19 protein-coding genes and 1 pseudogene are annotated in these 22213 nt (G+C 53.1%); 14 read left to right on the top strand and 6 right to left on the bottom strand.

The genetic code is table 11. From position 1 onward, the window contains the following. Positions 1-1149: recombinase family protein (locus tag LKE13_RS18305; RefSeq protein WP_227953243.1), on the top strand; the 1149-nt coding region annotated here is incomplete at its 5' end. A 462-nt stretch (positions 1150-1611) separates the two neighbouring features. On the opposite strand, the gene LKE13_RS18300 is transcribed toward LKE13_RS18305, so the two are convergent. From LKE13_RS18300 to LKE13_RS18285, 4 genes are all read right to left on the bottom strand, one after another. Next, the gene (locus LKE13_RS18300) at positions 1612-2421 is read right to left on the bottom strand and encodes an enoyl-CoA hydratase/isomerase family protein (protein ID WP_227953241.1); all 810 of its coding nucleotides are present in this window, start codon (positions 2419-2421) and stop codon (positions 1612-1614) included. Positions 2422-2733: 312 nt separating this feature from the next. After that, on the bottom strand, positions 2734-3519 hold the full coding sequence (locus LKE13_RS18295; RefSeq protein WP_227953240.1) for an SDR family oxidoreductase: 786 nt from the start codon (positions 3517-3519) through the stop codon (positions 2734-2736). 107 nt (positions 3520-3626) lie between these two features. Then, positions 3627-5027 carry a phenylacetate--CoA ligase family protein gene (locus tag LKE13_RS18290; protein WP_227953239.1) on the bottom strand — a complete coding sequence of 467 codons (1401 nt, stop codon included), beginning with the start codon at positions 5025-5027 and terminating at the stop codon, positions 3627-3629. Between the two features lie 405 nt (positions 5028-5432). Further along, a complete protein-coding gene (locus LKE13_RS18285; protein ID WP_227953238.1) occupies positions 5433-6194 on the bottom strand; it encodes a glucose 1-dehydrogenase in 762 nt (253 codons plus the stop codon). A 114-nt stretch (positions 6195-6308) separates the two neighbouring features. Between LKE13_RS18285 and LKE13_RS18280 the strand changes: the two genes are divergently transcribed. The 8 genes from LKE13_RS18280 (at position 6309) to LKE13_RS18245 (ending at position 14842) form a co-directional block, all read left to right on the top strand. Continuing rightward, entirely contained in the window at positions 6309-7625 is a 1317-nt protein-coding gene (locus LKE13_RS18280) for a TetR/AcrR family transcriptional regulator (protein WP_227953237.1), read from the top strand. Between the two features lie 240 nt (positions 7626-7865). Then, complete coding sequence (locus tag LKE13_RS18275; protein ID WP_227953235.1) at positions 7866-9416, top strand: class I adenylate-forming enzyme family protein; 1551 nt, start codon at positions 7866-7868, stop codon at positions 9414-9416. After that, a complete protein-coding gene (locus tag LKE13_RS18270; RefSeq protein ID WP_227953233.1) occupies positions 9416-10207 on the top strand; it encodes an SDR family NAD(P)-dependent oxidoreductase in 792 nt (263 codons plus the stop codon). Before LKE13_RS18275 ends, LKE13_RS18270 begins: the two co-directional genes overlap by 1 nt. A 56-nt stretch (positions 10208-10263) precedes the next feature. Then, entirely contained in the window at positions 10264-11457 is a 1194-nt protein-coding gene (locus LKE13_RS18265; RefSeq protein WP_227953231.1) for an ABC transporter substrate-binding protein, read from the top strand. Between the two features lie 89 nt (positions 11458-11546). After that, complete coding sequence (locus LKE13_RS18260; RefSeq protein ID WP_227953229.1) at positions 11547-12431, top strand: branched-chain amino acid ABC transporter permease; 885 nt, start codon at positions 11547-11549, stop codon at positions 12429-12431. Beyond that, positions 12418-13353, top strand: coding sequence for a branched-chain amino acid ABC transporter permease (locus LKE13_RS18255; RefSeq protein ID WP_227953227.1), 936 nt, complete (start codon positions 12418-12420; stop codon positions 13351-13353). Before LKE13_RS18260 ends, LKE13_RS18255 begins: the two co-directional genes overlap by 14 nt. Then, on the top strand, positions 13350-14123 hold the full coding sequence (locus tag LKE13_RS18250) for an ABC transporter ATP-binding protein (protein ID WP_227953225.1): 774 nt from the start codon (positions 13350-13352) through the stop codon (positions 14121-14123). Before LKE13_RS18255 ends, LKE13_RS18250 begins: the two co-directional genes overlap by 4 nt. Next, positions 14120-14842, top strand: coding sequence for an ABC transporter ATP-binding protein (locus tag LKE13_RS18245; RefSeq protein WP_227953223.1), 723 nt, complete (start codon positions 14120-14122; stop codon positions 14840-14842). Before LKE13_RS18250 ends, LKE13_RS18245 begins: the two co-directional genes overlap by 4 nt. A 61-nt stretch (positions 14843-14903) precedes the next feature. Here LKE13_RS18245 and LKE13_RS18240 read toward each other — a convergent pair whose 3' ends face one another. Next, complete coding sequence (locus tag LKE13_RS18240) at positions 14904-16880, bottom strand: AMP-binding protein (protein WP_227953221.1); 1977 nt, start codon at positions 16878-16880, stop codon at positions 14904-14906. Positions 16881-17315: 435 nt separating this feature from the next. Between LKE13_RS18240 and ubiT the strand changes: the two genes are divergently transcribed. The 5 genes and pseudogenes from ubiT to LKE13_RS18210 all read left to right on the top strand — a co-directional run. Then, entirely contained in the window at positions 17316-18020 is a 705-nt protein-coding gene (gene ubiT / locus LKE13_RS18695; RefSeq protein WP_321576155.1) for a ubiquinone anaerobic biosynthesis accessory factor UbiT, read from the top strand. A gap of 2 nt (positions 18021-18022) precedes the next feature. Then, a complete protein-coding gene (ubiU, locus tag LKE13_RS18225; protein WP_227953219.1) occupies positions 18023-19003 on the top strand; it encodes a ubiquinone anaerobic biosynthesis protein UbiU in 981 nt (326 codons plus the stop codon). 2 nt (positions 19004-19005) lie between these two features. Beyond that, positions 19006-19908: a ubiquinone anaerobic biosynthesis protein UbiV gene (ubiV, locus tag LKE13_RS18220; protein WP_227953218.1), complete on the top strand. Its 903-nt coding sequence runs from the start codon at positions 19006-19008 to the stop codon at positions 19906-19908. 124 nt (positions 19909-20032) lie between these two features. Further along, positions 20033-20569, top strand: a complete 537-nt coding sequence (locus LKE13_RS18215) for a DUF2478 domain-containing protein (protein ID WP_227953216.1) — start codon at positions 20033-20035, stop codon at positions 20567-20569. 155 nt (positions 20570-20724) lie between these two features. Beyond that, a pseudogene (locus tag LKE13_RS18210) lies at positions 20725-21474 on the top strand (tellurite resistance/C4-dicarboxylate transporter family protein); the annotation flags it as partial. On the opposite strand, the gene LKE13_RS18205 reads toward LKE13_RS18210, so the two are convergent. Next, a complete protein-coding gene (locus LKE13_RS18205; RefSeq protein WP_415776559.1) occupies positions 21464-22126 on the bottom strand; it encodes a carbonic anhydrase in 663 nt (220 codons plus the stop codon). The pseudogene LKE13_RS18210 and the gene LKE13_RS18205 sit on opposite strands and share 11 nt — an antisense overlap. Positions 22127-22213: the final 87 nt, after the last annotated feature.

The raw sequence follows: 22213 nt of genomic DNA, 5'->3' as shown, positions 1-22213 counted from the left end.
GAGGCGGCCACTGTCCGACAGCTGTTTAACCTTTATATCGAGCTCGGGACGGTCCGGCTTTTAAAGGCAGAGGCAGATCGCCTCGGTATCAGGACCAAGAGGGTTGTCCGAAAGGATGGATCTGTTGCGGGCGGCAAGCCCCTTTTGCGGGGCAACCTGTATCGGCTGCTGTCAAACCCGCTCTATGTTGGATTGATCCCGCACAAAGGAGATACCTTTCCCGGGATGCATAAAGCCATCATCGATCAGGAAACCTGGGATCAGGTTCAGTGCACTATGAGCGGTAACCGCCGGGAGCGGTCATCACCAACCAATGTGCAGGCGCCGTTTCTGCTCACAGGGCTGGTCTTCGACGAAGCGGGAGAGCCTCTGTATCAGGCCCAGGCCAGCAAACAGGGCAAGCGCTATCGCTACTATATCTCGAGACAGTTGGCACAGAATGCGGAACCGGAAGCAGGTGGATGGCGTCTGCCAGCATCGACGCTTGAAGAGGCTATCCTCAATCCCGTTCGGGAACTGCTTTGCAATCAGAACCGATTAATTGATGTCCTGCATCTCAAGGACCACAGCCTGCCTGACTTGCATTTGATAAACGAACATGCCATCGCGTTGGCCGAAAAGATCATGAGCGATGATGCTGTTTCGCAGAAAGGTCTATTACAGGCGATCATCCATCGGGTTGAGCTCAAATCAGGTTCTATCTCTATTGACCTGAGCCGGAATGCTTTGGCCCAATTGCTGGAAGTAAAGCGGGTTGCGGATCACGACGGGAGAGACGAAACTATTGTACTCAACATTGCCGTCAAGCTGCAGCGTAAAGGTGTCGAGGCAAAGTTGATCATTGCTGGAAATACGAAAGTCCGTCAGCCTGATCCGGATCTCTGTCGTCTGATTGCCAAGGCCAGGCATTGGTTTGATCAGCTGGCATCAGGAGAGGTCAAGTCAGTGAAGGAAATCGCCGAGCGTGAAAAGGTCTTTGATACGGAGATCACACGGATACTTCCGCTTGCCTTCCTGGGGCCCTCCATCATTGAGGATATTTTCTACGGCCGTCAGCCGGAGACGTTGACTGTTAAATCTCTCAAAAGAATAAATCCACTCCCGACCGACTGGAATGAGCAACGAAAACGGCTCAGTTTCCATCAATAGTCCATCGTAATGTCCCATGAACTGGACCCTGAAACAGGGCGTCAGAGACGAATGCCGAATGGCGGCTTGTTTGCTTTCACGTGAGCGTCTCTGTTCGGATGAGATATCGCCAAAGCCCCCGGAACTGCGGGGTTCAGGGGCGAACCTGGACTGGATCCAGGTTCGCCTCAGATCGAGTGGTGGAGGTAGTAGTCTTATGCGAACCCGTCTCTACAATTTTCCCTGTTTAACAGGGAAAAAACAGGGATTCTTGGCGATTTTGTCTCAGTTTAAGCGCTGGTTACGCCATAACTGCCTATTTTTATTAAGTTTTCATACGTTTACCCTAACAAAGATAACAGGGAAAATTATTTGAAGAGCAGGGAACTAATTTTTGAAAACAAGGTATTTATCTTTTTATCATTGTCGTTTTAAAACTCTACCCCGCGTGGGGGCAGAGGATATATCAGAGAACACAGTTACCTAAATCGGGCAGTCTTTGCGGAAATTCGGCGCGCGTTTTTCCCGGTGGGAGGCGACGCCTTCTTTCACATCCTCGCCCATGAAGCCGAGCATTTCCAGCGCGGTGGAGGCATCAAAGATCGGCCCCGCCTGACGCAGCCAATTATTCAGTGAATATTTTGTCCAACGGATTGCGCTTTGAGAACCATTGGCAAGATCCGTTGCGATACCGAGCGCTGTTTCCTGCAATTCGTCATCCTCAACGCACATAGACACCAGACCGATGCGGTCCGCTTCCTCTCCGGACACAGGCTTACAGGTGAGAAGATAGTATTTCGCTTTCGCCATGCCGCAAAGCATCGGCCAGATGATGGCGGCGACATCGCCCGCCGCAACGCCGAGCCGGGGGTGACCATCGACAATTTTCGCGCGCTTTCCGGCTATGGACACATCGGCCAGAATACCAACAACGAGCCCCGCACCGGCTGCCGGACCATTGATCGCCGAGATAATAGGCTTATTGCAGTTGATGATGTTGTAAACGAGATCCTTCGCTTCCTTCCAGGTCTTCATAATCTCGTCGAAATTGCCGGTCATTTTCTCGATCAGCCCGAAATCGCCGCCCGCCGAAAACGCCTTGCCTTCCCCGGTAACGATGACGGCATTGATGTCCGGATCGCGATCGATATCGCGCCAGATATCCGTCATTTGAGTATGTGTTTCTGCGTCTACGGAATTGAACGTTTCGGGATTGCTAAACGTGATCCGCAGGACACGGTCGGCCGGATAGTCAAATTTCAGTTTGGTATAAGCAGCATAACGATCAGTCATATTATTTGTTCTTTCTTTTCTATCGGATCTATCGAACCATCATCGCCGATGGCACATGTGAACAGGCTATGGATGCCGGGTTTTTTTAGGAGACCGGCAGCGCGACCGATATTCCCGTATCGGCGCGCCGCCCATCGTGACAACGCCTTCATCAAAGCTGAAATACTCCCGGCGTCAGGTTTGTTTTCTTTTTAGTAAATTTCCTAACAGATGTTAGATTAATGTGCGGGCGCCCCGATTGTCAATCCAGAACATGACGCGCAAATCCGCGAACTACCTTACGGCAGGCCCGCGAATTGCCGACCAACCGCCTTATCCGCCGATGGACATATTCGATGTGATGCCGCCATCCACAGTGAAGATCACACCTGAAGTATAGCTGGACCGATCTGAGGCTAGAAAGGCGAACAGATCGGCGATCTCACGCACCGTCGCCGCCCGCCCACGCGGATAATTAGCCAATAGTTCGCCATAGCGGCTTTCATCGCCCCAGCGCTCCTTCGCTCGGGCTTTCATGATCTTGTCGATGCGCGTGGTGGCAACCGGTCCCGGATTGACGCCAACAACGCGGATACTGTCCTGCAAACTATGCCCGCCCATTGCCTTGGTGAAGGCCATCAGCGCCGCATTCCCCGTGGTCCCCGCGATATAGCGGAAATCGAAATTCTCGCCGCCATTACCGATATTGTTGAGGATCACGCCATGCCCGCGCGCCTTCATGCTGGCATAGAAGAGCCGGGTCATGTCAATATATCCCATCACCTTGACGTCCCAGCCCGGGCGCCAGTCATCGACCCCGACCTGCCACAGATCGCCGCCCGGTATGGCCCCGGCATTATTGACCAGAATGTCGATGTCACCGGCGGCGGCATGCAGCTTGTCGATATCCCCTTTTTTCGTAAAATCGGCCGGAAAATATTCCGCCTTGACGCCATGCGCCTCCGTCACGCGTTTAGCAATGCCTTTTAGGCGATCCTCCTGCCGGGCTGCCAGAAACAAGTCTGCCCCCTCTTCCGCGAACACTTCCGCCAGACCTTCGCCAATGCCTTGCGATGCGCCCGTGATCAATACCCGTTTTCCCTTAAGCCCCAGATCCATTTTCCTAATCCCTGTTTTTTATGCGTCGCGTCATGACGGTTCTCCCATGCTGTTTCCCACCAGAGAGCCGACGTTTTCTCATTCAAGCATGTCACTCATGCCCTGCCTCACGGCAGGTCCGGATACTCCCGCAGGGTCAGCGCAACCTTCACCGCCCCCGGCTTTTCGAAGGTATCCGAATCGACAATGCGGACATCTGCCTTGAAGGCGAGCGAATTGCGCAAATGCGTCTCGATCGACTGCTTGAGCGCAGCATCCTGATCCGGGGAACGCCCCCGTCCCCGCTCGACAAGGACCTTGAGCGCGCCTTGCGAGGTATGCCCTTCGAAATCCGCAAGGACGCGCATGACGCCGTTGGTCTCTGGCACCAAATCGGTGATCACACTCTGGATGGCCGAGGGGAACACATTCGCCCCGCGGATGATCAGCATGTCGTCCGTGCGGCCAATGCAGCGCACTTTCGGACCGGTCCGGCCGCAGGCGCAACTGGTGCCCCGCACCTCCACATGATCGCCGGAGCGGAACCGGACCAGCGGGTTCGCCTCCCGCCCGATGGCGGTATAGACGAGCTCCCCTTCCGCGCCGTCGGTGAAGGGAATGACCTTCTCCGTCGCCGGATCCAGCAGTTCGGTGATGATGTAATCCATGCCGACCATATGCATGCCGGACTGCTCCTGGCACTCACCCCAATAGGCGACGGCGATATCGGTGCCGCCGAGCATTTCGTAGCACTTCGCCCCCCAGAGTTTTTCGATTTTCTGGCGGATAGCCGGAATGCCGCCGCCTGGCTCCCCGCCCACGAGAACCACCTCGACACCGAGAGTGCTGGCATCAACGCCCACGGTTTCCGGCGCTTTCTCGGCAAGATACATGGTGAAATTCGGCGCCCCGGCAAGGACGCGGGGCCGCAAATCAGCCGCCGCGCGCAGCAGGCGGTCCGCCCCGCCATCCGCACCGATCGGGATATCGACAACACCCATATACTGCATCGACTGCGCAATCGGCAGGCCGCCGACGAAGCCCTTGGCCATCGCAAAGGCATGCAACGACATATCGCCTGGACGGATGCCGCAGGCGAAGAAGCAGCGCGCATTCATCTCATGCCACATTTCGGCATCATTCTCCGTCAGCGCCACATAGGACGGGCTACCCGTGGTGCCGGAGGAGGCCTGCATCTGCACGATATCCTTGGCGTCCGCCGCGAGATGCAGCCCGAACGGCCGCTGGGCACTCAGGCTTTCGCGGATTTCGGTCTTGTAGGTGAAAGGCAGCCTCTGCATATCCTCGATGGAGCGGATATCGTCGAAAGAGACCCCCGCATCGGCAAATTTTTTCTGGTAAAAGGGGGAGCGTTCCTTGAGATAGGCCATCTGCTCGACCAGCTTACGTTCCTGCAACTTTCTGACCTCGTCAAGCGGCATCACCTCGATGGGATGCCAGCAGGTGTCGCCTTTTTTGCCCGCCGCATCCGCCCGGCGGTATTGCATATTATATTCCCTAGAAGCCATTTTTTTTCCTTTTTGCATCGCTGGAGTTTTATGATTTTCCCTGAAGCCTCGCGAACCCGGAGATTTCTTCTAATGATTCGCGAAAGTTCCGAAACGGATTTTTATGTCTCGTTTTTATCTTATAGAACCGATCCGCAGGACCTCCCTTTTTCTGATCTCCGGGTTCGCCGCAGATCCCCTGCCGGGATCCTAAAGACGGGTTGCCTTATGCCGGGACAAAAAAGCCGCCTCTCCCGGCCGGCAGTGCCCCTTACCTCCCGCAAAGAACCCGTATTCCACCCGCTGTTTCCGGGGCAAATTATTCCCTGTGTCGAGAAATTCTAACTCACGTTAGAAAGCGTGACAAGACAAATAGCCGACAGGCGGCGAGGCCTCTTTTCCGTTTCTCGCCAGCCCCTCTCCTGCCTAGCCATGCATTGTCAGGCCGCCGGAGACCGATATAGTCTGGCCCGTAATGAAGCCGGCGTCATCCGACGCCAAAAAGCAGACAATGCCCGGAAAATCCGACGGCTGCGCCAACCGCTTCATGGGGATCGCGCGTTTCAGCCCCTCGGTAATCTTATCTGCAGCGGGACCTTCGGAAACACTGGCGAACAGCGGCGTATCCGTCGGACCCGGACAGACCGTATTGAGCTGGACACCGGCCCTCGCCAGCTCCCGCGCGACGGTTTTGGTGAAGGCAATCAGCCCGCCCTTGCAGGCAGAATAGACAGCCTCACCCGAGGAGCCGACACGGCCCGCGTCGGAGCTGATATTGATCACCCTGCCACCACCGTTTTCTACCATTCCAGGAAGAACCGCATGATGCATATACAATGCACCGTAGAGATTTATATCGATGACTTTCTTCCAAAGATCCACATCCGAATCGAGGAAATTAACCATCTTGTCCCAGCCCGCATTATTGACCAGAACGTTAATTGGGGCGACTTTCTCCGCCGCAGCCACCGCGTGGCTGACCGCCTCGCAATTGGTGATATCGACCGTGTAAACGGCGCCACGGCCGCCATTTTCCTCAATCATTCCAAGTGTTTCTGAGGCGCCATCAGTATTCATGTCGAACAGGGCAACAATCGCCCCTTCTTCAGCAAAACGCTTGGCAATTTCGCGTCCAATACCGCTACCGCTACCGGTTACGATGACATGTTTTCCCGCAAGTCCACGCATTTCGCCTTCTCCCATACCCGTTTATATTGAATTTTTCCCACTTGCCTGATAAAATCAAACATTTGTTCGAATTACATTGCTTGACAATCTTCTGTCAAGAAGGAATTAAACGTCATGAATGTGACACCGGAAATAACCCTATCGCCCGACGCGACGGCAAAAAAATCAGAAATAACCCGCTTTACTATTTTAACAGCGGCAGCGAAACAATTTCGGGCTTTAGGCTACGGACCATCCACCCTGCGCCGGATCGCTGACGCCGCCGGTGTCGAGGCCGGTAGCATCTACTATCATTTCGCCTCGAAAGAAGAGATATTTGACACGGTTCTCGATAAAGGGCTGCGCCAACTCTACCACGCTGTCAGGGAGGCGCGGGATGCCTGCAAGGTGGAGGGCTGCGACTTTCGCGAGACTTTTGCCCAGATGGTCCATTACCATCTAGTCTATCTGCTCAAGGAAAATGACTTCACCTCCGCAAACATCCGCAACTTTTCCATGCTTCCCCTGCATATGCGCGAGCGCCACCGTCCATTGCGTATGGCCTATGCGAAGCTGTGGGAGGAGCTCCTGCATAAGGCCCTCCAAGAGGGGCAGATCCGTTCCGACATCAAAATTGCACCGCTGCGCCACTTTCTTCTGGGCGCGCTAAACTGGATGGGGGAATGGTTCCACGACTCGAGCTATCCGGTCAGTGCTATATCCGAAAGCGCCGCTATGCTGATTCTCGACGGCATGCTGGTGGAAACCAGCAAGCATCCCTTCCCGGTGGAGGAAATGGACTTTCTGGACGAGGGCTTGATTGAGCAGGCCGACAGCAAGGTGGCGCGAACCCGCATGCACATCCTGTCCTCAGCCGCGAAAGTCATGCGGGCAAATGGCTATAGCGCATCGACCCTGCGCCGCATCGCGGCCGAGGCGAATATGGAAGCAGGCAGCATCTATTACCATTTCAAATCCAAGGAACATCTGCTCGATGCAGTGCTCGACCGAGGCTTGCGGGAAATGGCGGATGGGGTATCACAAATCCTCTATGACCATGCGCGCTACCCCGACAACAGTCGGCAGCTCGCCGCCGCCATCAATGCGCATATGCGGGTTCTGTTCGCACGCGGCGAATTCACCTCCGCAAATATCCGCATGTATGGGCAACTCCCGCATGAGATACGCGAACGGCATCGCCCGGTGCGCATGAAATACGCTGCCGCATGGGATGCATGTCTACAAAACGCTCAGGAAAACCGGATCATCCGCCGTGATTTTGAGGTTGTCCCCCTTCGGCTGTTCCTGATTGGCGCGCTGAACTGGACCGTCGAATGGTTCAACCCGGAAAAGGGCGGACAGGACGGCTACTACAGCTTGCAGGAAATGATCGCCTTGCAACAATCCTTGCTGCTTAACGGCATTGTCCATAATGGGGGCATGACCCCGTAAGGGCTCCTTTTCGCCCCACCCCGCCTATTCAACAACGCGCCACGTTTTTGAAAATCCGTGCCACGGGCCGCCCTCCGCCCTTCTGCAAATCAGGAGCAAGCTGCCGTGCGCCGCCACTTCACAAAAAAAACTAACAAATGTTCAAATCCGTTGACTGGTATTAGTCCTTATGCATAGACTGAACAAAAAAACAGCACGCTCCCTGGTGCACCAACATCAGGAAAAACGGGAGGTTAATAAGTGACAGTTACGTCTTTAGCGCAATGTCTGGAAAATACATCGCACCTTGTTGGGAATCAGATTTTCATCAGCTTTGAAGGGCGGACACTGACCTTTGCCGAATTTGATGCGAGGACTTCACAGCTCGCGAATGTGCTCAAGGCGAATGGCGCAAAGGCCGGGGAGGCGATCGGGCTGTACCTTTCGAGTTGCCCGGAAATGGCCCTAGGGTACTGGGCATGCCAGAAAGTCGGCGCTATCGCCAATCCCATTAGCAGCATGAACCGCGTGCATGAGGTGAAATCCACTGTTACGCGGACTGACATGAAAAACATCCTTACCAATCGGGAGACTCTGCCCTACGCCCTTGAGGTGCGACAGGAAACCGGCAAACTGGAGACGATTTTCGTTACCGGCGGTGCGGCGGACGGCGCCCTTGACGTGGACGCCCTGGCAGATGCCGCCGACACGGCCTATTCATTACCTGATTTCAAGGCCGAAGATGTCGTTGCCCTGTTCTTCACCTCCGGCACCACGGGAGCACCCAAAGGCGCAATGCAGACACAGCTCAGCCAGTATACGACGCTGCGCGACATGGCGGTTCACGGCGGCCTTTTGTGGGGCCAGGAAGTCTTTCTTTGCGCCCTGCCGCTGTTCAATAACTTTGGCGCCACTTGCATGATGAACGGGGCGATTTTTTCGGGCGCAAAAATGATCCAGATGGAGCGTTGGGACACAGATGCCGTGCTGGAGGCGATCACCCGCGAAAAGGTGACCTATCTTGCCGGATCACCGACCATGTTCTTGTACCTGCTCCGCGATTTCGACCCCGCGAAACATGATCTCAGTTCGCTGAAGACCTGTGTGACAGGCGGATCACCCGTCTCGCCGAATGTCATGCAGCAATTTGAAGAGAAAATGGGCGTTCCTCTACTGCAGATTTACGGCGCGACAGAAAGTACTGGCTATGTGACGGGCGAACCACTCTTTGGCGTGCGCAAACGAGGCTCCGCCGGAGTACCGCTCGGCGGCGCCCGCATTAGCATCGTCAATGACAACGGCACGGAAGTATCGAACGGCGAAATTGGCGAAGTACGGATTTCCGGCGACACCATCGGCGCGGGCTACTGGGGCGACACCGAAACAACAGCCGCCAGCTTCACGCCTGATGGCTGGCTCAGCGGCGACCTCGGGTATCTCGATGAAGACGGCTATCTGTTCATCGTGGACCGGAAAAAGGATGTCATTATTTCCGGCGGCTACAATATTTACCCACTGGAAGTCGAGGATCTGCTTTACCAGCACCCCAGTATCCGCATCTGCGCCGTTATCGGCCTGCCGGACAAGGACAAGAGCGAAATTCCGGTCGCCGTGGTTATTCCGCACGCCGGGCATACGCTGGATGCGGCGAATATCATCGCCTTTTGCCGCAAGAATCTGTCGGCCTACAAGTCGCCCCGCCGTGTCTACACAGTTGACGACATGCCTCTCGGCCCGTCCAACAAAATACTCAAACGCACTCTCCGCGACTGGTACACAGAAGGCCAGGGTAAATTGAAAGAGGTCCAGTAATGACAGAACAATCGTCTTTCACAAATAGGCCGCTTCCGCTGGCGGGTACCGTCGCCCTTGTCAGCGGAGCAGGCGGCCCGATGGGCGCGGCGATTGCCGAAAGGTTGGCGGCGGACGGGGCGGCCCTCGGCCTGATAGACATTTCGGGCCGACGTGTTGTCGCGACGGCCGAAGGCATCCAGCCCCGGCATCCGGACACCCGCATTCAGACGGCGCGGGCGAACGCCACCGATGAAAAAGAAACGAACGCCGCCATTGCCGAAATCGTGGACGCACTGGGCCCGGTCTCCATTTTGGTCAATGTTGTGGGCGGTATCCGCGGCGGCGAATTGGTGACCCCCATTCTTGGGATGAGCGAGGATCGCTTCGACAGCACCTTCACCCTTAATCTGAAGCCGCTTTTCTGGATGGTGCAGGCCACGGCCCCAGGCATGATAGCGCGCAAGAAAGGTGTGATTGTCAATATATCCTCAGTGACCTTCGCCGGGGATGGCGATCAGCCGGAATATGCCGCCGCAAAAGCAGCGGTCTCGTCCCTAACCCGCTCTCTGGCAATCGAGCTGGCGCCAAATGTTCGGGTAAATTGTATTGTGCCAGGATTAATACAGACCTCCGTCATTGAGAAAGCAGCTCCTGAAATGGTGAAGGACTACACCAATCGATCTCTGCTGAAACGATTGGGCCAACCAGAAGATATTGCGGGTGCGGTCAGCTTTCTCGTCGGCCCCGATTCAAACTTTATTACCGGTGCCTCCTTGCCGGTTTCAGGAGGAATATCAGCAAATCTTTAGCTCATTAGTACAGTAAAACCGCATAATCAAAAAAACTCAAACCGAGGGAGAATAGTATGTCTATGAAGAAAATAATTGGCATTACTGGAGGGGCTCTACTAGCCTTGTTCAGTGCGCAAACGGCTATCGCCGACGAAACACTCAAAGTGGGCATTTCAGCACCAATGTCAGGTGCAGCGGCGGCATGGGGCTTAGGTTTTGAATACGCGGCCGAACAAGCTGTCGCGAAAATCAACGCTGAAGGTGGCATCAAGGCTGGTGGCAAGACCTATATGCTGGAACTGCATGCATATGACAATAAATACAATGCAGCCGAAGGCGCCAAAACGGCCCAAACGATGCTGAACCGAGAGAATATTAACTTCATTGTCGGCAGCATTGGAACGGCCCCAGTAAAAGCGACGCAGGCGCTATCTGAACGAAAAGGCGCCCTACTCTTCAATACCGGCTGGGGAAAAAGCATCAAAGGGCCAAAGTATCCACTTACCTTTACTCAAATGAACACGCCGTTCGAAATTCTTGCACCTTTCTACGGCTATATAAAAGAGCAACATCCCGATGCCAAAACAGTCGCAATGATCACCCCGAACGACGCGACTGGCCAGGAGCTTGAGCCTGTTGCAATAGATACCTGGGGCAATCTGGACGTAGAAGTCATATCGAAGGACAAATACGAACGTGGCACAACTGAATTCCAGTCAATCGCCACGAAAATAGCAACCAGCAATGCGGATATCGTGGATTTCGGCGCCTCTCCGCCTACTGATGTTGGCTCAATGTTGAAAGCACTGGATGTCCTTGGATGGAATGGCATTAAAGTTGTTCCTGCCGGCACCTCCGCAGGTACGTTGAGCAAAATGGCCGGCGCCGCCGCAGAAGGTACTTATTTAGGAGCATCTGCGGACTTCACCGGGGAGTCAGCAAGCGAAATTCAACGTGAGCTGAACGCTGGGGCAATGGAGAAGCTGGGCGAAGCCCTGAATGGCATCACGATTTCAAGCTATGATGCCGTAATGGCGCTTAAGAAAGCGATCGAAACAGCTGACAGTATCGAGCCAAAAAAGATTGCAGAAACCCTACCGACAATCATTTTTGAATCTTCATATGGCCCCGCGGCTTTTGGTGGTGCAGAAGTTTATGGCAATCCTCAGCAAATACTTGTTCCTGTCATGATTACGCAATTGCGTGACGGAAAAGCCGTTGAAGTAGGACGGATTGCACCAGCTGAACTTAAGAAACGACTTAAGTAAAGCTGAGCAGCGAAGTAACTGATATGCCAGCTCTCACTCTGCGGGCTGGCATATCATAAATTCGGCACTGGAATGACCGGACCATACCTATGGAACTACAAGTACAACTTCTCATGAATACGCTTCAAATCGGATCAGTTTACGTGCTGTTTGCACTTGGACTGACCTTGATCTTCGGCGTTATGAAAATCGTAAATTTTGCGCACGGTACTTTTTTCACAGCCGCGGCTCTAGTCGTCACTTCAGTAATGATGTGGAGCGTGGATACCATTGGAATGCCAATCTGGTTTTCCTATCTTATTGCCTTTGTCATGGCGCTCCTGGTTGTTTGTGTAATTGGCTTTGTGGTTTATTTTTTCGGCTTTAAGTATGTCCTGAAGGATCTGAATGGATCCTTCATCTTGTCGATCGGATTGCTGCTGCTGCTGAACGGCACTTACCTGATCCTCTACGGAGGCGTGCCACGCTCCATTCCCGCCGTCATACCGGGAAACATCACTATTCTGGGCGCAAGTCTCACCATTCAACGGCTGGTGCTCATGATCGTTGCGGCCATCATCACGCTGGGTCTTTATATTCTCGTCCACAGGACAAAGCTTGGTCTCAGCCTGCGCGCGGTCGCCGAAGATCAGGAGGCCGCCATGCTTCAGGGCATCCCCTATCGCCGGGTGGCCCTGTACGGGTTTCTCATCGGCGCCACATTGGCCGCCTGTGCCGGCGCGCTGATGGCGACTGTCACACCGGTTACGACCGTTATCGGCGATGACTTTCTTGTCAAAGCCTTCATCATCATCATTATCGGCGGACTGGGAAGCGTCCTAGGTGCTATTCTGGGGGGCCTTCTAATCGCTCTGATTGAAAGTTTTGGTGGCTATTATTTTGACCCATCCACGGCAACGCTTGCCATGTTTGTACTAGTCGTAATTCTGCTTATTGTCCGTCCACAGGGAATTTTAGGTCATGCTGAAAAGTAATCCGGGGCTCGCCCTTTGCATTCTGATCGCCATTGGCGCGATCTGCTTTGCTCTTTTTAGCGGCGACCCCTACTATGTGCAGGTCGTCATCTGGGTCTTTGCAAACGCGGCGCTGGCAGTCACGCTGAGATTCGTACTGCTGATCGGCGAGTTGAATATCGCAACAGCCGCCTTTTTTGGCATAGGCGCCTATACGACAGCAGTGGCGTCAACCATCCTGGGCTGGCCATTTTTCATCTCGCTTCTTGCCGCCCCAGTAATCGCCGGTGTGATCAGTTCACTGTTCGGATGGATCACCCTTAGAACCAAGGGTCCCTACTTCCTGCTGATTTCATTTGCCTTCACCGAAATTGTCCGGCTTATCTATACAAAAACAGAAGCGCTCGGCGGGAATTCTGGCATGATCGGAATGTTCCCTCCAATGGAACTGGATGCATATTTTCCGGCAATTGCCATTTCCATCCTGGCGGCAATCCTGTTTGGGCTTTACGCGGCAGAACGTTCCAATCTTGGCCGTGTATTTAAGGCAATTAAGAACAACGAAGATATTCCGCGTTCTGTCGGGTTGAATGTAATCGGTCTCAAAATTCTATGTTTAGTTATCGCTTCCACGGCAGTGGGCCTTGTCGGTGGCGTCCATGCCTATACGAATAGCGTCATTGCCCCGGCGGATTTTACCTATTTTGTTGCGGTACTTGCCCTAGCCTATGTCAAAATTGGTGGCGAAGGTCATATTGTAGGCCCCATCATCGGAGCAACAATCCTGACCTTGGCGGGGCAATTCCTTCACAGCTTCGGACCCTATGAGAACATTTTCTATGGCGCAATTATTATTGGCGCCCTACTCCTTGTACCTGGCGGAATTGTCGGTCTTGGCGTGCGTTTCAAAGCTGGCACATTAATGGGGAGGGCGGGACGTTGAACGATACTCAGACAGATACGCTTTCTGGATACAACAAGAGTAGCGAAGGGAAAATCCTCCTGAAGGCAGAAAGCCTGGAGCGCAAATTTGGTGGTCTTACGGCCGTAGCAGATTTCAGCTTTGAATTACACGAAGGGGAAATCCTTGGGCTAATTGGCCCCAATGGCGCCGGAAAAAGTACGACTTTCAATTTGATCAGTGGATTTATACCGCCGACATCCGGGACGCTCTCATTCCTTGACCAGAATATTACTAGTAAAAGCGCAACTTACATCAGTCGTATGGGCCTCATACGAACATTCCAGCATGAGAGTCTGCTCAGTGAAATGAGTGTTGCGGACAATATCATTATAGCAACGACTCATCGTTTAAAAACCGCCGCAGCGCGACAGGAAAAAATGCGTGAAATGGCGAAACTGACTGGCCTAGAAGATTATCTAAAAGTAACTGCCAGCAGTCTTCCACATGGTCTGCAGAGAATGCTCAGCATTGCCATTGCCCTTGCTGCTGAACCGAAGGTGCTATGCCTCGACGAGCCGTTGACGGGGCTGCAAGGATCGGAAGTTAAGGCCGCCCTTGATCTTTTCGAAATGATCCGCAGCGAACTTGGCATAACCATCCTGCTAGTTGAACATAACATGCGGGCTGTTATGCGGATCTGTGATCGAATACTTGTATTGAATCATGGCCGGCTTCTTGCGGCCGGCACGCCTGAAGAAGTAAGCCAGAATGACCTTGTAATCGAAGCTTATCTTGGACATAAAAAATGAACCAACCAAATGTCATTTTATCTATCCACGACCTGTTCGTCAGTTATAGTGGCGTTCCGGCACTTGAAGGTGTCAGCTTATCGGTCAAGCGGGGCGAGATCACCACAATTGTTGGCGCAAACGGTGCTGGAAAAACGACACTAATGAAGGCGGTTGCCGGACTGCTAACCCCGTTAAAAGGAAAAATCGAATTTCAAGGGGAAGATATCACGAGCCTTTCACCCGCCCATACAGTCGCTAGGGGCCTCACTCTCGTCCCAGAAGGGCGGCGGCTGTTTCCGACGATGAACATCCGCGACAATTTGATGTCCGGGGCCTATGTGCGGACAGACAAGGACGCCATCCAGAAGGATCTGGAAACCGTTCTCGATTATTTCCCGATCCTGAAAGATCGTCTGCATATGCCCGCGAATTCCCTGAGCGGGGGTCAGCAGCAAATGCTCGCGGTCGGGCGCGCCCTGATGGCCTCGCCTCGGCTGCTCATGCTCGATGAGCCCTCCATCGGCCTTGCGCCGACCATCGTGGAAACGATCGGCAATATCATCCAGACTATCTCCCGAAATGGCGTGGACATCCTGCTGGTTGAGCAGAATGCACATATGGCGCTCGAACTCGCGGATCAGGCCTATGTACTGGAAAACGGCCAGATCACTCTGACCGGCAAGGGGCAAGAACTCATCCAGAATGACAAAGTGCGAGAAGCGTATCTGGGGCTTTGACGGGAAATTTCCGTACCTACCACAAGGTAACGCGATGGTATCCCGCCGCCTCTACATGAGGCTACAAATTATCTCCAGCACTTACCATATGTCCGCTCTGGACTACGGCCGCTGATATCGCGTCCAGCGCCTCCGGATTGACCAGCGACGAGGTGTCGCCAAGCGGCTTGCCTAGGCAGACCGCACGCACCAGCCGCCGCATCACCTTCATATTGCGCGTCTTCGGCAGATCGGCGACGGTCAGAATGAATTTCGGCTTGTAGGGATAGCCCAATCCGGCGATCACCGCATCGGACAGTTCCTTCTCAACGTCCACGCCCGCCGCTATGTTCTTATCCAGAACAACGACGCAGGCGACGCTTTCACCCTTGATTTCGTCCGGAATGCCGATCGCCGCCGCCTCCCGCACCTTGCCGGTGGCGGTGAGCAATGCCTCAATCTCCGACGGACCGGTGCGCTTTCCCGCGATTTTCAGCGTGTCATCGGACCGGCCGAGGACAAACCAGAAGCCGTCCTCATCCCGCACGGCCCAGTCGCCCTGACGCCAGCAGCCGGGAATATCCCGCCAATAGCTGGAAAGGTAGCGTTCGTTATCTTTCCACAATCCCCGGCTGAGCCCGATGGAGGGAACGCGCAGGACCAGCTCTCCTACATTTCCTGGCCCAACTGGCTTCCCATCCATATCAACAATATCGGCGCCCATCCCCGGCACTGGGCCAGAAAAAGCACAGGCCTTCATGGGACGCAGTACGGAACCAGCCAGAATACCCCCGCCAATTTCCGTCCCGCCAGTATAGTTGATAATTGGTCCGTCTCTTTTGAGAACATTCTCAAATGTCCACCACCAGGCATCAGACGTCCAGGCCTCCCCCGTGGAGGCGACGATCCGTATGGAGGAAATGTCATGATCGCCTACCCCTGCCCCATGCATGAAACCCCGGATCAACGTTGGAGACACGCCCAAGAATGTAACGCGGTGCTTTTCGATCAGTCGCCACATCCGTGTATTGTCGGGATAGTCCGGCGCGCCATCGGCAATGACGAAGGACGCCCCCATCAGGGTTGCGCCGAACGCTAGCAGTGGCCCAACCAGCCAGCCCATATCGGAAAACCAGACGATCCGGTCGCTGCTCTTCATATCCATCATCAAGCCTAGATCAAGCGACAGTTTTGCCGGAAAGCCGCCATGGGTATGTACGGTTCCTTTGGGCTGGCCCGAAGTACCAGAGGTGTAGACCAGCAGTGCGGGTGCTTCCGCTGGCATCTCAGCATTTGGCATGTCCGTCGGCTGACCCTCGCATAGCCCCTCCCAGTCAACATCTGTCTCGCCCATGGTGACGGGATGGCCTGTTCGCCGGAGGCAGACAACATTGCGGACACTTGGCGCGCGGGCGGCCGCGGCATCGGCAACTTCCTTCATCGGTGCTGTCTGTCCGCGCCGCGTCGCACCATCTACAGTGAGGATGGCGACCGCCTCGGACGCCGTCAAGCGGGCAAGAACGGCATCCACCCCGAAACCGGAGAAAAGCGGCATCACCACCGCGCCGATCTTCGGCACCGCCAGCAGGGCGGCGACCGCTTCATTCACATTGGGCATATAGACGGCAACCACTTCGCCGGGCTGCACGCCTAGCGATTGCAACCCCGCCGCCAGCCGAGAGACTTCCGCACTCAACTCCTCATAGGTCCAGATGCGGGTTTCCCCTCCTTCGGACTCGCCGAGAACAGCCGGCGATGTCCATACCTCTGTACCGCGATGACAGCTCAGCGAGTTCTCTACGATATTGGTCGTGCCGCCCACAAACCATTCTGGAAATTCAATCCCGCGGGAGGTATCCAAAATCTTCTCATAAGGTTTTATAAAACGGATGCGATCGGCAATGGCGTTCCACCACCATTCCGGCTCTTCCTCTGCGCGTTTGAACAGCGAGTTATAATCAGAAATGTCATGCTTTTTCATGAACGCTACCAAATTACTTTGGCTGATCAATTCCTCACTGGGTTCCCAGACAATGCTTTGATGTGACAGTTCATTCATTTTTGTTTTTGCCTCCCACAGGATTGAGCATTGAATTATGATCGGAGATAGAGTTACAAGATTGCATAACTATTTATTCTATTGCTTCTTATGCTTTCGTTCCAATAAAATGGAATGTGCAAACAAGTATCAAGCTCTCAAGACATTACCCACAATTTTTCAAGTTTATAATTAGGCTTTTAAGTGTTTAGTATAAATAACTGGACTGGCGAAGTGAAGTTTTCGTGCGGATCAATGGCGAAATCCATTATCTCTGGAGGGTGTTGTCATCTATGGACGCCTCCTTGTCAGTAGAAATTTAGAACCTATCGCTTTCCTAATTCTGATCACTTTCTTACGAGAGATAACGGATTTAATTTGATCTAAATCAATGTTCGCCCGATCGGCCTGTTGCAAAGTTTTGATTGTCAACATTGCTTGGTGAAGGATAAACTCGTGACCGATACAAGATCAGCGGCCCTACTGCCTCCGTTCTCGCCGGTTTTGCTGACAGGTTTCGCGATGCGGCCATTACCCGTGAAGTTGATGTCCCGTCTACTCACTATTTTCCTTGGCCGGATGGAACGGCTATATCCCGAAATTGCAAGCCGGCTGGCACCTTTGGGCTTTTGCCGCTTTCATATCATACCGACGGATTTCTCGTTCAGCTTCCTCATAATACTTGAGAATGGAAAAGCGACCGCAAAAATATTGAGCGAAGGGCAGGCTGTCTCGAATACAACGGCGTCAATATCGGGAGATATTTGTTCTTTCACGAAGCTTCTCGAGGGGAGTGTAGATGGTGACTCTCTGTTTTTCACACGGCGTTTAGTTGTCGAAGGCGATACAGAGGCTGTGCTGACGCTCAGGAACGCTGTCGATAGCGTGGATCTCTCCCTCAAACATATCCTGACGGGATTTACCGGGCCCTTACCTCCTCTTTTAAAAAAGGTGACAACGCCGCTTTCCTCTCTTCATCGAGCCGCTCTCAAGGATTTTGATATCCTTCAGAAATCCCTCATTGGGCCAGTCACACGGAGGATATCCCAAATGGATGAAGAAATCAGCAGACAGGAAAAACTTCTTATCCAGCAGGGAAAAGAAATCCGAAAGATGCAGACCATGAGAAAACACTCTGGCGTCGTGATTGGCGAGCACTGACTATGGAACTCGTATGCCCGGCAGGCACGCCATCCGCCTTAAATGCTGCTCTGAAAGCTGGTGCAGACGTCGTCTATGTAGGATTTCGAGATGAGACCAATGCCCGTAACTTCCCGGGCCTGAATTTCAGCCCCGACGAACTAAAAGTCGCGGTGGCACAGGCCCATTCCATGAGCCGCCAGGTTTATGTCGCCATTAACACCTATCCTGAGGCCGGGAATCTGCCTCCTTGGCACAGAGCTGTTGATATCGCGGCCGACATCGGTGTAGATGCGGTAATCATGGCGGACATCGGTTTGCTTGATTATACGGCACGGCATCATCCCCAATTACGGCGCCATCTATCCGTGCAGGCATCGGCTTCCAATCCAGAAGCAATTAATTTTTACCGCGCGACCTTCGATATACAACGCGTCGTACTTCCACGGGTTTTGACTGTCCGGGAAATAGCCGAACTGACTGGTGAAGTTGAGGTCGAGACCGAAGTTTTCGCGTTCGGCGGCATGTGTGTCATGGCCGAGGGTCGATGTTCCCTTTCGTCCTATATTACAGGAAAATCTCCCAATATGAATGGTGTCTGCTCTCCCGCGAGCCATGTCGGCTATGAACAACGAGGCCAGAAATTGGTCTCAAAGCTTGGAGATTTTACCATCAACGCTTATCCGGATGGGGAAGCGGCCGGTTATCCGACCCTCTGCAAAGGCCGGTTCATTGGGCAAGATAGTGATCCTTCCTACCTCTTCGAAGAGCCGACCTCTCTCAATGTCATGGCGCTTTTGCCGGAGCTAATCAAGACCGGCGTCAAGGCTCTTAAGATTGAAGGCCGCCAGAGAGGCAAAGCTTATGTTGCACAGGTTGTTTCAAGCTATCGACGGGCGATTGATGCCGTCTTGAGGGGGGATGCTCTCCCGGATTCCAATCTCGGTTCAATCACCGAAGGCGCCCGCAGTACGGCCGGCGCCTATCAGAAAAACTGGAGATAAGGATGACGTCCGCAGCGCCACAATTGACGTTGGGTCCAGTGCTCTATAACTGGCCTGCGGAGAAAAGACGGGATTTCTATTTCAGGATTGCAGATGAAGCGCCAATTGACGTTGTTTATATTGGCGAGATTACCTGTTCCAAACGCGCGCCTTTTTTTTCACCCTATATTCCGGAGGTTTGCGAAAGGCTTGAGGCAGCCGGTAAGGAAGTGGTTCTCTCCACCCTCGCCCTTGTTATGTCGAGGCGGGAGAGAAAAGAACTCAATGAGCTGGCGAGCGAGTCACCCAGGCCAATCGAAGCAAACGATCTGTCGGCTATCAATTTGCTGCGCCACAAAAAGCATGTCATCGGACCTTTCGTGAATGTTTACAATGAAGGCACTCTGGAACATTTTTATGAATCTGGCGCATCGCGCGTTGTCCTTTCCTGCGAATTGCCATCGACTTCAGTAGCCCAACTTGGAAAGGCCGCAAATGGCCGGGAACTGGAAGTCCAAACGTTTGGTCGGCTGCCACTCGCGCTCTCAGCGCGCTGTTACCATGCACGCTCCCATAATCTCACCAAAGACGGGTGTCAGTATGTCTGTGAGCTCAATCCCGATGGAATGGATGTAAGGACGCTTGATGGCACGCCGTTTCTGGCTGTTAATGGCACCCAAACCATGTCCTATACGATGAATAGTTTGCTTGGCGAACTCGACCACTTGAAAGAAGTTGGCATCACTCATTTCAGATTATGGCCGCACGACATGGATATGGTCGAGGTCGCCCACCTTTTCCGAAATGTTCTTGATAATCCTGAGGATAGTAAAAAATCTCTTGGGCTACTTCAAGAAATTGTAACAATCGCCCCTTTGTCGAACGGCTTTTTCCATTCAACGGAAGGGTTTCGAATGGTCGAGTAGCACCGTTTTCGAAATTTGAAGTTACGTCACATTTAATCGGTGGTTTTATGCGTCATATAACTCTAGAAAACACCATACCGGATGTACGTTTCCCTTATACAGCTTACTTTAACAGGATAAAAATATGCCTGATACACCAAACATTTACGCCGCAGCCGTAGTTTACTCAGCACAAACTGCTGATAAAGCAGCCTTATCTTTTTTCGCCGCTCAAATGTGTCAACAGGGATACTCTGTCGGAGGCATTATCCAAGATATAATATATGATGATCGTGGCGTAAAAATTGGTGCAGACGCAGTCGCCCTTGATAACGGCGACCGTTTTCCCATCGTCCGGCCAAGTAAAGAGGACATCGCCGCGGGCTCCTGTGGGTTGAACCAGTCTGTCCTTACAGAATCGAGTGTTGTTCTCCGTCGCGCCATTGCCGCAAAGGTGGATCTTCTGGTCGTTGAAAAATTTGGTGAGCGTGAACAACTTGGCGAGGGCTTGGCCGACGATATTATGGCCGCTATGTCAGAAGGCATTCCTGTCCTGGTCGCTGTGCCCGCCACGGCCATCGAAAAATGGAAGAAATTTATGGGTGGATTAGGGGATATGCTGCCGTCAGAACCTAAATCGTTACGAAACTGGTGGCAGAAACGTCAAGTATCTCAACAATAAATCAAACTCGAACAGTAAGACGGTGATGTCATGTCTGGGTGGTTCCGTTTCGGCGAATATACAGATTTCCTACGAAATCGTTGGTTGAGTATCATTTTCGCTGATCGCAAAGGAGTTATACTATCAGAGACAACCTATCTAAGATTCCTAACAATATGCATTCCGACAAACTTGAGAGTCTGTCACCCGCCTATTTCGGGATGGTGATGGCTACCGAAATCGTGTCACTCGCCCCTTGGCAGTTGGGGCTGCCATGCGTGGCATGGGCACTCTTTGTACTGAACATCATGGTTTACGTCCTGTTGTGGGGTTTAAACATTCTCCGGGCGTTTCGCTATCCGAAACAGTATAAAGCGGACCTGATCGACCATGGTCGGGGGCCTGGCTTTTTCACCTTCGTTGCGGCAACGAGCATCCTTGGTAGTCAGTTTGTGCTTATTGCCAACAACGAAACGGCAGGGTTCGTTCTTTGGTTTCTGGCTGTCGGCCTGTGGATCGGCTTGACCTATACAATCTTTACCGCTTTTACCGTGAAAGAGAATAAACCAACGCTGGAACAGGGCATTAGCGGCGCGTGGCTTCTCGCGATCGTCGCAACGCAGTCGATCGCCGTCCTTGCCACGATTCTCGCGATACATGTCGCGCAACCTTATCGGGTCGAACTCAATTTCCTGGCCCTGTCAATGTGGCTTTGGGGCGGAATGCTGTACATCTGGATGATGTCGCTTATTTTTTATCGATATACCTTTTTCCGGTTTGCACCCAGTGATCTGTCTCCTCCATACTGGATAAATATGGGTGCGATGGCGATTTAGACACTGGCGGGCGGGCGCCTGATAGCGAATACACCGGACGCACCGTTTCTGGCCTCGCTTCTGCCGTTCCTGAAAGGATTTACGGTTTTCTAATGGGCAACCGGGACGTTGTGGATACCAATGCTTTTAATTTTGGGCATATGGCGTTGATGAAAACACGCTCATTAGTGAACTTAATAGCGCAATAGCCGATGGACGCTGATCTAATGAGCTCGGACAAGCCTCTGATATCGCTTTTTTTCATAATTGTAGGCCAATAACTCCCCGCTTTCGATGTGAAAATACCAAGCGTGAAGTTCCAGTTTCCTTTTTCAAGCGCGTCGCGAACATAGGGATACTGCATCAAATTGGACAGCGAAACTAACGCCCCTTCCATTTCACAAACTTGGCATTGCTCATCAAGATCTCGATCTCCCATGGCCTCTTTCACGGCCTCTTTTGCTTCTCGAATGACGTTGACCCAGCCACGGATATAGTCATTATCCGGCCCCTGCTCATTTTGGTCATAGGACATCAATGCCCGGACGCCACTACAGCCGCTATGGGCCATGACAATGATATGCTCGACTTCAAGGCGGGTTATGGCAAACTGCACGGCCGCGCCTATGGAAAGATGGGAATGCTGGCCCGTTTCAAAAGGCGGAACGATATTTGCGACATTGTTGGCAGCGAAGATGTCGCCAAGACCCGCATGGGTCAGGATAGCCGGATTTACCCGGTTGTCACTGCAGCCAATAACCATCACTTTTGGGCGCGGCATCGTTGCCGCCCAACTTCGGTAGGCATCGAAATCCTGATGGAGATATTTATGCCGGAACGCCTTATAGCC

Source organism: Sneathiella sp. HT1-7, from assembly GCF_020731145.1.
Taxonomy (GTDB): Bacteria; Pseudomonadota; Alphaproteobacteria; order Sneathiellales; family Sneathiellaceae; genus Sneathiella.
This window is presented reverse-complemented; position numbering and strand designations above follow the sequence as displayed.

Bases quoted from the DNA above. Each gene is read 5' to 3' on its own strand.
- LKE13_RS18300 (WP_227953241.1), bottom strand. From the start codon at position 2,421: ATGACTGATCGTTATGCTGCTTATACCAAACTGAAATTTGACTATCCG.
- LKE13_RS18295 (WP_227953240.1), bottom strand. From the start codon at position 3,519: ATGGATCTGGGGCTTAAGGGAAAACGGGTATTGATCACGGGCGCATCG.
- LKE13_RS18290 (WP_227953239.1), bottom strand. From the start codon at position 5,027: ATGGCTTCTAGGGAATATAATATGCAATACCGCCGGGCGGATGCGGCG.
- LKE13_RS18285 (WP_227953238.1), bottom strand. From the start codon at position 6,194: ATGCGTGGACTTGCGGGAAAACATGTCATCGTAACCGGTAGCGGTAGC.
- LKE13_RS18280 (WP_227953237.1), top strand. From the start codon at position 6,309: ATGAATGTGACACCGGAAATAACCCTATCGCCCGACGCGACGGCAAAA.
- LKE13_RS18270 (WP_227953233.1), top strand. From the start codon at position 9,416: ATGACAGAACAATCGTCTTTCACAAATAGGCCGCTTCCGCTGGCGGGT.
- LKE13_RS18265 (WP_227953231.1), top strand. From the start codon at position 10,264: ATGTCTATGAAGAAAATAATTGGCATTACTGGAGGGGCTCTACTAGCC.
- LKE13_RS18260 (WP_227953229.1), top strand. From the start codon at position 11,547: ATGGAACTACAAGTACAACTTCTCATGAATACGCTTCAAATCGGATCA.
- LKE13_RS18255 (WP_227953227.1), top strand. From the start codon at position 12,418: ATGCTGAAAAGTAATCCGGGGCTCGCCCTTTGCATTCTGATCGCCATT.
- LKE13_RS18245 (WP_227953223.1), top strand. From the start codon at position 14,120: ATGAACCAACCAAATGTCATTTTATCTATCCACGACCTGTTCGTCAGT.
- LKE13_RS18240 (WP_227953221.1), bottom strand. From the start codon at position 16,880: ATGAATGAACTGTCACATCAAAGCATTGTCTGGGAACCCAGTGAGGAA.
- ubiU (WP_227953219.1), top strand. From the start codon at position 18,023: ATGGAACTCGTATGCCCGGCAGGCACGCCATCCGCCTTAAATGCTGCT.
- ubiV (WP_227953218.1), top strand. From the start codon at position 19,006: ATGACGTCCGCAGCGCCACAATTGACGTTGGGTCCAGTGCTCTATAAC.
- LKE13_RS18215 (WP_227953216.1), top strand. From the start codon at position 20,033: ATGCCTGATACACCAAACATTTACGCCGCAGCCGTAGTTTACTCAGCA.
- LKE13_RS18205 (WP_415776559.1), bottom strand. From the start codon at position 22,126: ATGGTTATTGGCTGCAGTGACAACCGGGTAAATCCGGCTATCCTGACC.